The following is an 11,161-nucleotide window of genomic DNA, read 5'->3' as shown; positions in this document are numbered from 1 at the left end:
ACCCTTCTCCCCCTGGTGTTCTTTGGCGGCGCGGGCCCCCCCCCGCGCGGGTGCGGCCGGGGCGGGTGGGCCCCCCCCCCCCGGGGCCGTGCGGGCCCGCGGGGAACGGGAATTGGCACCCGCCCACCGCATCCGAAAGCGCCCCCGCACCGGAAGTACGGCACCAGAAGCGACAACGCGCGCGTGAAGACCACGCCGAAGGGTGCCGGGGGCCATGCCGAATCCACCACCGGGGCATCACAGCCCCGAAGCCGTGTACATCAGCCACGTCGGCAACTGCCGGGTCTGCAAACGGGAGTCGGGCCGCTGCCCACGCGCCGAGCGGCTGTGGCGCGTGTACCAGGAGTGGCGCGCCACCACGCGCGACCGCTCCGACTGAGCGGCACCAGCGGCACCCCGGCGACCGCGTGTGACGACCCGCGCCGGGCCACGGCGGCACGCGCGGGCTTGCTCCCCGAGCGCGTGCGGATGCCGGGTGAGCGCCGGAGCGAGGGGTGCCTCCGGGCGGGGTCCGGGCCGTCACCCGTCCGGAGGCCGTTCAAAGGAGCGGCGTCTACAGCCCCACGTCGCGGCTGCGGATGTCCTCCAGGGACTCCCGGCGGACGAGCAGACGCGCGTGGCCGCCACGCACCGCGATCACCGGCGGGCGGCCGACCATGTTGTAGCCGGACGCCATCGAGAGGTGGTAGGCACCCGCGACCGGGACGGCCAGCAGGTCGCCCGGGCGTACGTCGGCGGGGAGTTCGACGTCGGTGGCGAGCACGTCACCGGCCTCGCAGTGGCGGCCCACGACGGTCACCGCGGCCGGCTCCGCGGCGCTGTGCCGACCGACCAGGCGGGGCGCGTAGCGCACGCCGTACAGCGCGGGCCGCGGGTTGTCGCTCATCCCGCCGTCGACGGCGACGAAGACGTGGTCGCCGGTCCGTTTGACGGCGAGTACGTGGTAGAGCGCGATCCCCGCGGGCCCCACGACGGCGCGGCCCGGCTCGATCATCAGCCGGGGCACGCTGAGCCCGGCGGCCGCGCAGGCCTCGGCGAGTTCGGTCCGGACCCGGCGCGCCAGGGCCGTGAGGTCCAGCGCCTGTTCACCCGGCAGGTAGGCGATGCCGTGGCCGCCGCCGAGGTCGAGTTCGGGCAGGACGAGGCCGTGCTGCTCACGCAGGCGTGCCATCAGCCCCACCATGCGCCGCACGGCGACGAGATACGGCTTGACGCTGGTGATCTGTGATCCCAAGTGGCAGTGCAGGCCGGTGAGTTCGAGCTGCGGCTGGTCGAGGATCCGGGTGATGGCGTGCTGGGCGTACCCGTCGGCCATGGACAGGCCGAACTTCTGGTCGTCGGTGCCGGTCCGGATCTTCTCGTGGCCGCCCGCGCTGATGGCCGGCACCACCCGCACCATGACCTTCTGGTGCCCGCCGGGCCCGACGGCGGCGGCCAGCCGGGCGATCTCGGAGGGGCTGTCGATCACGATGCGCCCGACCCCCAGGCGCAGCGCGGATTCCAGGTCGTGCGGGGACTTGGCGTTGCCGTGCAGCACGATCCGCTCGGGCGGGAACCCGGTGGTGACCGCGAGCTCCAGTTCACCGGCGGAACAGACGTCGAGGCCGAGGCCCTCCTCCTCGACCCAGTGGGCCATGCCCCTGCACAGGAAGGCTTTGGCCGCGTACAGGACGTCGGCGTCGGGGAAGGCGTGCCGGTAGGTGCGGCAGCGCTCGCGCACCTCGCCCTCGTCGAGCACGTAGGCGGGGGTGCCGAAGCGGTCGGCGATCTCGGCGAGCGGGACACCGCCCACGGCCAGGTCTCCCTGGCGGGGCTCGGTGGCCGAGGCGGGCCACACCGACAGGTCGCCGCCGGTGGTGCCGACAGCGGGTTCGTGAACAGTGGTCATCGTGCGTTCCCTCTCAACCGATCCACAGCGACAGTGCCGACACGAGTGCGGCGGCGCCGGTCACCCGCAGCACGCCGACGGCCTGCGGATCCCATGTGCTCGTGCGGGTACGGGGTGCGGACGGCTCCCGCGGTACCGGGGCGACGGCCCTGAACGGCTCGCGGGTGACCGGCACGGCCTGGGCCGGGGCCGGCGCGGAGAAGGAGGGATCCACCGTGACGGTGGTGACTCCCAGCGGCTCGGCCAGCGCGCGCAGGGCGGGCTCGGCGAGCCTGATCCACGCCTGCTCGGCACCGAGTGTCGTGGTCAGTCCGCGCTCCGAGGTGAAGCCGACGGCCGTACGCTCGCCGAGCGGCGTACGGAAGAGCCGGACCGCACATCCTGCCGACCCCGGCCGGACCGGAACGAACAACGCTCCGGCCGGGAATCGTTCGGCGGGCTCGGGGTCTTCACCGCACGAGAGGTGGTGCATGGGACGCCTCCTGGAGGATCCGGGACGGTTCGGTGAGCACCTCGACGCCTCGAACGCGAGAAGGCGGACCGGCGCTCACCGCAGAAGCTATTCCCGTGCCCTGCGGTTCTCCGACACCTCATGACGCGACGCTGACGGCGCTCGCGCGGACGCTGACGCGATACTGACGCGCGGGGCGACCGGCCAGGAGGGCGGCCGTCAGGAGCGCGCCAAAATGGGGCGTACGGGGTGTCGGAGCGTCCCGGCCAGGAGTGCAATGGGGAGCGGTCCCTCGTGGACCGCCCGCGGGAGGGACCCGTGGGCGTGTGCGAAGAACGGTCGAGCCATGTCTGATTCCGGCGCCCCCGCAGCCGCTCGTGTCGTGGTGGGGGTCAGCGGCTCCCTCGGCAGCCTCACCGCCCTGTGCCGGGCCGCCGACGAGGCCCGGCGGCGGGGTGCCGAGCTGTGGCCCGTCCTGGCCTGGGAACCCCCCGGCGGTGAACTCGCCGCCCGTCGTACGCCGGCCTCGTACGTGCTGGTCGACGAGTGGCAGCGGCTGGCGCGGCGCAATCTGCTCACCGCGCTCGACGACGCGTTCGGCGGGGCCGGCCCCGGGGTGCCGATGCGCGCGCTCGTCGCGCGCGGCACCGCGGGCCGGGCGCTGGTGGACAGCGCGGACCGCGAGAACGATCTCCTGGTCGTCGGTGCCGGCCGCCGGAGCGGCTGGCACCGCCTCTGCTCGTGCTCGGTGAGCCGCTACTGCCTCGCCCACGCCGTCTGCCCGGTCCTCGCGGTGCCGCCGTCCCCACTGGAGGCCGAACTGACCAGCGCGCACCGGCGCAACCTGTGGCACCTGCGCCTGGACACCCGTCGCCTGGCGGAGCAGGCCGGGAAGACCGTCAGGCCTGACGCCTGACGCCTAACGCCTGCCGGCTGACGGCTCACGGCTCACGGCTCACGGCTCACGGCTCACGGCTCACGGCCGGGGACTCGCGGTCGAGGAGGCGCAGTAAAGGACCGTGATCAGTACGCCCGGTGCCGCGGTGGGCGACGTTAGCCCCGTCGCCACGCCCGGCACACTCCCCCACTGTCTCAAGGGCGCTGAAGGTGCCCCCGCTCGCCGCACCGGACGCCGCTCCTTGACAGGCAGACGTTGCCCGCCGCGGCAGCAGGGCGGGTTGCGAAAGGCCCGCCTGCCTCCGGGCGGACGACGCGACTCCCGCAACACGACCTAGTGGTTGTCCGGGCCCCGGGGAACCTCCACCTGCCCGGCGGAGCGGGCGGGTTCGGCCGCTCCGTGCGCCGCAACACCCTGTCCCACGGCCTTCGCACCCTCCCCGCCGGACGAAGTGATCACCACGGAGCCGGGGCTGCCCCGGTCCATGAAGCCGCCGGTGAAGGCGAGACCGAGGCCGGCCACCGCCAGGGCCGCGCCGACCAGACTGGGCGAGGCCCAGCCCCAGCCCGCCGAGATGGCCAGGCCGCCGAGCCAGGCGCCGCCCGCGTTGGCCAGGTTGAAGGCGGAGTGGTTGGAGGCCGCCGCCATGGTGGGAGCGTCCTTCGCCTTCGCCATGAGCAGCATCTGGACGGGTGTGGTGATGAGGGAGCCCACCGCGCCGATGAAGGTGATCGTCAGCAGGGCGGGCACGGTGCTGTGGACGGTGAAGTAGAACGCCACCAGCGCCGCGGCGAGCAGAGCGAGTCCCGCGTACAGCGTCGGACGCAGGGCGCGGTCCGTGAGCGGACCCGCGATCAGCGTGCCCAGGGTCATACCGACTCCGTAGAGCGCGAGGACCAGGGTGGTCGACGAGTCGGAGATGCCCGTCAGATTCGTCAGCATCGGAACCAGGTAGCTGTAGACGGCGAAGAATCCGCCGAAGCCGACCACCGCCGTGGCCAGGCCGATCGCGACCTGCTTGTTCCCCATCGCCCGCAGCTCGCGGCCGATGCCCGCCTGTTGGCCGCGCGGCTGATGGGGAACGAACTTGGCCAGCGAGGCGAGCGCGACGAGGCCGATGACGGCGACGGCTCCATAGGCCGACCGCCAGCCGAACTGCTGACCGAGGGCCGTGCCGGCCGGGACACCGATGATGTTCGCGACGGTGAGACCGAGGAACATCTTCGACACCGCGCGCGCGGCCCGTTCGGGCGCGACCAGCCGTGACGCGACGACGGCGCCCACGCCGAACAGCGCCCCGTGCGGCAGACCCGCCAGGAAGCGCGCGGCGAACAGGAGACCGAAGCCGGGAGCGAACGCGGACGCAAGGTTGCCGACCACGAACAGCCCGGACAGGAGAAGCAGCAGCCGCTTGTGGGGGACGCGCGCACCGAGACCCGTCAGGAGGGGCGCGCCCACGACGACACCGAGCGCGTAGGCCGACACGAGGTTGCCGGCGTGCGGGACCGAGACACCGACACCGTCGGCGATCTGGGGCAGCAGCCCCATCGTGGCGAACTCGGTCGTACCGATACCGAACGCGACGACAGCCAGGGCCAGCAAGGCAAGTGGCATGACGCAGAAGAACCCTTCGAAGACAGCGATCCAGGAACCAGGGAGCAGCAGGAAGGGCCTGGACCGTGTCCAGCTCCCGTCACCTGGCGGGCACCATTGCCCGGCATCCCCTCGGAACAGGGCAGGGCCCTCAACGCGGCAACAGTGGCGGGGACCCGCGCATTCCAAGATCGAGCGAGGCCCGCCATGACCTACGTCACGCCGCCGCCCACGCAGGGGTCCTCAGCCCCCGCCCGAGACACCGGCCCTTCTGAGAGAAGATGGAAATGTGCACGATTCCGCCGACATGCCCTCCGTGACCGGTTCCGGTCTGGAGCTGCTGGAACCCTTTCTCTCCCGGATCGCCCTGGAGACCGGAGCCTCCATCGGCCATGTGTACCTGTTGTCCCGGGACGGGAGGGAGCTGCGACTGGCGGTGATGAGCGGGGTCTCGCGGGAGATCATCGCCCCTTGGGCACGGGTGGGGCTGGAATCGCCGATCCCGGTGTCGGACGCCGTCCGTGAGCGGCGCCTGGTGTGGATCGGCGGCCAGGAGGAGATGGCGCTGCGCTATCCGCGGGCCGCGCTGGTGCTCCCCTACCCCTTCGCGGTGGTCGCCGCTCCGATCACCACCGGCACGACCACCTGGGGCGGGCTGGTACTGCTGTGGCCCGGCTCGCACGCACCGCGCCTGGCCCTGCGGGAACACGACGCGGTCCAGGCCTGGTGCCGTCGCCTCGGCCTTCTCCTGCGCCAGGCGTCCGACCGCGGGCACCCGGTCCTGCCCGGGCGCGAGCCGCGGATGCTGCCCGGTCCGCTCGGCCGGGTCACCGGAGCGACCGAGGCCCAGGCCGCGGCGGACTTCACCGAGAGGCTCCCCGAGGGGTGCTGCGGGCTGGACCTGACGGGGCGCATCGCCTACCTCACCACCGCGGCCGCCGACCTCGTGGGGGTCGAACGGTCCGTCCTGCTGGGGGCCAGACCCTGCGACGCGCTGCCATGGCTGGACAGCCTCGGCTTCGAGGACCGCTATCGCGCCGCGGTGGTCAGCGGTCAGCCCACGTCCTTCACCGCCCTGTGCCCGCCGGACCGACAGCTGTCCTTCCACCTCTACCCGGACGCCTCCGGCCTCAGCATCCGCATCACCCCGGCCCCCTCGCCCCGCACCGGCGGGCTCGCGGAACCGTCCACGTCCGCTCCCGTCACACCGGGCCGGACGGCCGGTCTCTACCATCTGCTGCACCTGGCCGCCACACTCACCGAGGCCGTCGGCGTGCAGGACGTGGTCGACCAGGCCGCGGACCAGCTCCTGGACGCCTTCAACGCCCAGGGCCTGGTCCTCTTCGTCGCGGCGGACGACCGGCTGCGGATCATCGGGTACCGCGGCTACACCGCCGAGATCATCGACCGCTTCGACGGCGCCGCCCTCTCGGGGCCGCCGACCTCGTCCGCGCCGGCACCACCCACCCCGTCCGCACTGGCCCTGACCGCCGGCGTACCCAGCTTCTTCGGCTCCCGGGACGAAATGGATCGGGCCTACCCCGGCATTCCCCGGCTGACGAACAAATCCGCCTGGGCCTTCCTGCCCCTCATCGCCTCCGGCCGCCCCGTCGGCTGCTGGACGCTCTCCTACGACCAGCCGCACCGCTTCACCCCGGAGGAGCGCGCCATCCTCACCTCCACCGCCGGGCTGCTCGCCCAGGCCCTGGACCGCGCCGCCCTCTACGACAACGAGCACCACCTCGTCCACCGCCTGCAGACCGCCCTGCTGCCCCGAGCGCTGCCGGACATCCCCGGGCTTGACGTGGCCGCCCGCTACCTGCCCTCCACCCGCGGTATCGACATCGGCGGCGACTTCTACGACCTGATCCGCCTCGGCCCCACCACCGTCGCCGCGACGATCGGCGACGTCCAGGGCCACAACGCCGACGCCGCGGCCCTCATGGGACAGGTCCGCACCGCCGTCCACGCCGCCGCCGGCGCACCTCCCGGCGAAGTCCTCGCCCGGGTCAACCGCCTGCTGACCGACCTCGACCCCGGCCTGTTCACGAGTTGCCTCTACGCCCATCTCGACCTGGCACACCACCGCGTCCAGGTGGCCACCGCCGGCCACCCGCCGCCACTCCTGCGCCATCCCGACGGCCGGACCGAGGTGCTGAGCCTGTCACCCGGTCTCCTCCTCGGCATCGACCCCGACTGCCACTACCCGGCCACCGAGATCCGGCTCCCGCCCTCCGCGGTGCTCGCGCTGTACACCGACGGACTCGTCGAGGCGCCAGGAGCCGACATCGAGGAGACAACGGCCCAACTCGCCGTCCGGCTGTCCCAGGCGCGGCACCGCGGCATGGATGCCCTCGCCGACACCCTCGTCCGTCACCCCGGGCAGGTCTCGCCGCAGAACGACGACATCGCACTGCTCCTCATCAGTCCGCACAGCCGACCGCGCGGGGCGCCCCGGCCTTCGTGAACCGGGCGCCCCGGCCTTGCGGCGGCCGTCAGCGGTCCCGGACGGCTCAGCCGTGGGAGACGGTCAGCCCGTAGAAGGCGACCCGTGCGCCCTTCGTGGTGCTGTCGGAGGACGACTGGTTGTACGAGCCGGCCTTGAAGTACTGCTTGTACGGGTCGAAGGACGACGGAATCGCGTAGTGCGTGGTGGTGCCGTTGACCGTCAGGTCGATCGTGTGGCCGCCGGAGACGCCGATCGTGTAGGTCCATGTCTTGCCGATCGACACATGGCCGACCGTGCGTGTCGTCTGGCCGCCGGACGGCGAGTTCTCGGTGCCGAGGACGATGTCACCGTTCGAGTGGTAGTAGAGCTCCAGCAGCGGCTTGGTGGAGCTGCCGCCGGTGCCGAGGTGGATCTGCCCGACGCAGACGTTCTGCGTCACCGACACCACGCGTAGGGTCGCGCTCATCCGGTGGGTACCGCTCAGCGACCAGTTGGCCGCGCTGCCGTTGCGGTTCATCTCCCGCAGCTCGGAACGCGCGTAGTTGGAGTTCGGCGTGGTGACGCCCTTCTCCGGAGCCCAGAAGGTCATGGCGCCGTCACGGGTGTCGGTGTAGAAGTACGAGTCCTGGAACCCGTTCGCCCCCTGGAGCCGGGACGAGGAGATCGTGGTGGGTGAGCCGGGCGAACCCACCGGCTCCTGGAGCTGCCAGACGGACAGGTCGAAATTGCCGCCGGGCGCCACGGACGGGTCCGCGAGGACGCCGGCGGTGGCATTGCCGGTGCCCAGCAGGGCGAGGGTGCCGGCCATGCCCGCGGCGGCGGCTATCGCGAGAAACCTGGAACGGATCATGTGGGGGGTCCTTCGACGATCGAAGCGATGAAGGGTGAAGCGATGTCGCTACGGAGCCACGGAGCTACGGAGCTACGGAGCTACGGACCTACGGAGCTGTCGAACTAGGTCTAGTCCAATAGGGCGTCACACTTGAGTAACACGACCCGGCTCGGTCGTCAACGGGCCCTGACGGAGCTGGAGTTCGCCCCCCTCCCGCCGGCCGGGCATCCCGGGCCCTCGCCGACCGGACACCTAGGGCGCCCTGGGGGAAACCCGGGGTGACGCACCGCGGCCCGTCCTCCCCGGGGAGGACGGGCCGCGATCGGTGCGTGCGGAAGCCGGACGGCGAACCGCCCGGACGCGCCTTCGGTGACGTCGGCGCGGCCGCGACAGGCCTTCAGCCGGAGAACCCGGCCCGATTGCAGCGGGCCGGGTTCTCCATGCGGTGCGGACGGTGCGGTGACGCCGTCACTACCAGCGGTGGTGGTCCTCGACGACGCGGAAGCTGCCCACGACGCCGTTCTTGACCTTCACGCCACCGTGGACACGGAACGGCATGACACCGTTGCTGCTGCTCCACGGGCCGACCGTCGCGACGGGCGAACCGTTGTCACAGGTGGCGCCACGGAAGACCTCGACGGTCTTGTGGCTGTCGTTGCGGACGTTGAAGCTGCGCGAACCGAGGCCGCTGACCACGGTGATGCAGCCCCAGGAGTGAGCGGAGTACGTGCGCTCGTTGAAGTCGATGTGGCCCTCGTAGTGGCCACGGCCACCACGGTCGCCACCGCCACCTCCTTCGTTGCCCTTCGACTGCCCGCTGTCGCCTCCCATGGGAGCAACCTGCTGAACGGCGGGGGCGGCCTCAGGAGCCGCGGCGGCCGAGGCGTAGGTGACGCCCGTGGCGACGAGGGCCGTAGCGGCCGCGACAGCGGCAGTCACGGCAATGTTGCGCGTGGTCATGTCACTTTCCCCTATCTCTGAGACGTCGGCCGCACCGGCCGATCTGCGAGAGAACGTACCGATAATCCCTTTATCCGGAATATCAGACACGCAGAAGTCCCGTGGCAGGCACCCGTTCGGACGCACATGCCGGAATCCGGCCACCGGGTCACAGATCTGACGCCCAGCCAAATAGGCTTCCGCGCGGCCCAGTTGCCGCGAGTGCGCGGCACGGCCGAGGGCGGCGAGGCGGGCAAGGCGGGACGTCGGCTCACGCGGCACCGAACCATTCGGCCCACGCGGCACCGAACCATTCGCCCTACGCGGCACCCGAGTCACCAGGTTCGAGGTTCGGCCGGCTCCCCCGCGGACGTACGACGCCCACACCCCCGGCCATCGGGAGCCGGTACTCCCGGACGCCCGACGGCCGTCACGGTCACCGAGGACACCGCGGTCGCCCACGATGCGAGCGCCGACCCAATTCCGTTTTCGTGGCGCCGGGTTGGCGAAACCGGGTCATAACAACCGTGTGTTCCACCCCGTCCCCGCGCCGTCGCCGCACCTCACCGGCCCGGTACACCACCGCAGAGGCGAACGCGATCGGATCGATGTACGTTTGGTGGTGCTGGTTCAGTTGTGCCGGCCGCGTGACCGCCGTCGACGGCCGAGCATCGGCGCGCCCGTGTCCGCGGTCCGGCGTACCGGAAGGGGCTCCGCATGACATCCCAGCAGGCCCATGGACCACGGCGAACGCCGTCCCGCGGTTCCAAGGGCAGGAAGGCACTGTGGCCCGTCCCGCTGCTGGCGCTGTCACTGGCCGCCGCGAGCCTGGGCGTGACCTACCCCTCGCACCCTTCTGCCGCGACCCGGGCACCGGACGCGGCCGCCGACAGCCAGGCCGCGAGCTGCGTCGACAAGGTGTACTCCGCGATGACCGGGCCGCAACGCGTCGGTCAGTTGTTCATGGGCAGCGTCACCGCCTCCAAACCGGATCAGGCGCGGATCCAGGTCCTGCGGCAGTACCACGTCGGGTCGGTCTTCCTGGCCGGACGCAGCAAGGCCGGCACGAAGGCGACCAAGTCGCTGGTCGACGGCCTGCAGGCGAAGGCCGACACCGTGTCGAAGCATCGTGTGGGCCTGCTGGTCTCCACGGACCAGGAGGGCGGCCAGGTACAGGTGCTGTCCGGCCCCGGGTTCTCGACCATCCCGAGCGGGCTGGTGCAGGGAAGCTGGTCGGCCTCGAAGCTTCGCGCCGAGGCCGCCACCTGGGCGAAGCAGCTCAAGGCGGCCGGTGTGAACCTGAACCTCGCGCCCGTCGCCGACGTCGTGCCGCTGAGCCTGGGCAGGAACAACGCGCCGATCGGCCGGTACGACCGTGAGTACGGCCATACGGCAGCGGCGGTGACGCCTCACACCAACGCGTTCGCCGCGGGTTTCGCCCAGTCCAACGTGCTGGCCACGCTGAAGCACTTCCCGGGACTCGGCAACGTGCGCGGCAACACCGACACCACGGCCAACGTGGTGGACACGGTGACCACGACCAAGAGTTCGAGCCTCACGCCGTTCAGCTCGGGGATCAAGGCGGGCGCGCCGTTCGTCATGATCTCCTCGGCCACGTACAGCAAGATCGACTCGAAGCACCGGGCGGCGTTCTCCTCCACGGTGATCCAGGGGCTGTTGCGCAAGACGATGGGCTTCAAGGGTGTGGTCGTCTCGGACGACCTCGGGAACGCGGTGGCGGTGAAGTCCGTACCCCCGGCCGACCGGGCCCTGAACTTCCTCTCCGCCGGCGGAGACCTGGTGCTGGCCGGCGAACCGAACCAGGTCCCGGCCATGACCAAGGCCGTGACGGCGCGGATGGCGCAGAACTCGGCCTTCCGCACCCAGATGGAGCAGAGCGTCCACCGCGTCCTGACCGCCAAGCAGAAGGTGGGCCTGCTGACCTGCGGCTGATGCCCGGTCGGATGGATGAGGTTCGCAGTGAGGTGGGGGGGGGGCCGCGCGCGGCGGGGCGGTGCCCCGCGCCCGCCGGCGCCCCCCCCCCCCCCGACGAGCCCCGACAAGCCCTGGCAGGCACCGGCGCGGACGGGCCGCCGGGGCTCGTCGGGGCC

The 11,161-nt window shown here is 71.9% G+C and carries 9 protein-coding genes; 4 read left to right on the top strand and 5 right to left on the bottom strand.

All coding sequences use genetic code 11. From position 1 onward, the window contains the following. Positions 1-214: 214 nt before the first annotated feature. Positions 215-379 (top strand): hypothetical protein, encoded by a 165-nt coding sequence (locus ACFV2J_RS15195; protein WP_385097749.1) that lies wholly within the window; start codon positions 215-217, stop codon positions 377-379. A 174-nt stretch (positions 380-553) separates the two neighbouring features. Here the strand turns inward: ACFV2J_RS15195 and lysA are convergent, their stop codons facing one another. Then, positions 554-1,888, bottom strand: a complete 1,335-nt coding sequence (gene lysA, locus ACFV2J_RS15190; protein WP_385097746.1) for a diaminopimelate decarboxylase — start codon at positions 1,886-1,888, stop codon at positions 554-556. A 13-nt stretch (positions 1,889-1,901) separates the two neighbouring features. After that, positions 1,902-2,360: an SAV_915 family protein gene (locus tag ACFV2J_RS15185; RefSeq protein WP_385097743.1), complete on the bottom strand. Its 459-nt coding sequence runs from the start codon at positions 2,358-2,360 to the stop codon at positions 1,902-1,904. A 325-nt stretch (positions 2,361-2,685) separates the two neighbouring features. Here ACFV2J_RS15185 and ACFV2J_RS15180 point away from each other — a divergent pair, with 325 nt between their 5' ends. Beyond that, positions 2,686-3,255: a universal stress protein gene (locus tag ACFV2J_RS15180; protein ID WP_385438959.1), complete on the top strand. Its 570-nt coding sequence runs from the start codon at positions 2,686-2,688 to the stop codon at positions 3,253-3,255. A 315-nt stretch (positions 3,256-3,570) separates the two neighbouring features. On the opposite strand, the gene ACFV2J_RS15175 is transcribed toward ACFV2J_RS15180, so the two are convergent. Next, positions 3,571-4,851 carry an MFS transporter gene (locus ACFV2J_RS15175; protein WP_385097875.1) on the bottom strand — a complete coding sequence of 427 codons (1,281 nt, stop codon included), beginning with the start codon at positions 4,849-4,851 and terminating at the stop codon, positions 3,571-3,573. Positions 4,852-5,137: 286 nt separating this feature from the next. Here ACFV2J_RS15175 and ACFV2J_RS15170 point away from each other — a divergent pair, with 286 nt between their 5' ends. Continuing rightward, positions 5,138-7,297, top strand: coding sequence for a SpoIIE family protein phosphatase (locus ACFV2J_RS15170; RefSeq protein ID WP_385439098.1), 2,160 nt, complete (start codon positions 5,138-5,140; stop codon positions 7,295-7,297). A gap of 46 nt (positions 7,298-7,343) precedes the next feature. On the opposite strand, the gene ACFV2J_RS15165 is transcribed toward ACFV2J_RS15170, so the two are convergent. After that, positions 7,344-8,129, bottom strand: coding sequence for a polysaccharide lyase family 7 protein (locus ACFV2J_RS15165; protein WP_385097560.1), 786 nt, complete (start codon positions 8,127-8,129; stop codon positions 7,344-7,346). Positions 8,130-8,582: 453 nt separating this feature from the next. Continuing rightward, positions 8,583-9,071, bottom strand: coding sequence for a hypothetical protein (locus tag ACFV2J_RS15160; RefSeq protein WP_385097811.1), 489 nt, complete (start codon positions 9,069-9,071; stop codon positions 8,583-8,585). A 696-nt stretch (positions 9,072-9,767) separates the two neighbouring features. Here ACFV2J_RS15160 and ACFV2J_RS15155 point away from each other — a divergent pair. After that, positions 9,768-11,003: a glycoside hydrolase family 3 N-terminal domain-containing protein gene (locus tag ACFV2J_RS15155; RefSeq protein WP_385097814.1), complete on the top strand. Its 1,236-nt coding sequence runs from the start codon at positions 9,768-9,770 to the stop codon at positions 11,001-11,003. The last annotated feature ends 158 nt before the right edge of the window (positions 11,004-11,161 follow it).

The sequence above is a fragment of the Streptomyces sp. NPDC059668 genome (genome assembly GCF_042734135.1).
Lineage (GTDB): Bacteria > Actinomycetota > Actinomycetes > Streptomycetales > Streptomycetaceae > Streptomyces.
This window is presented reverse-complemented; position numbering and strand designations above follow the sequence as displayed.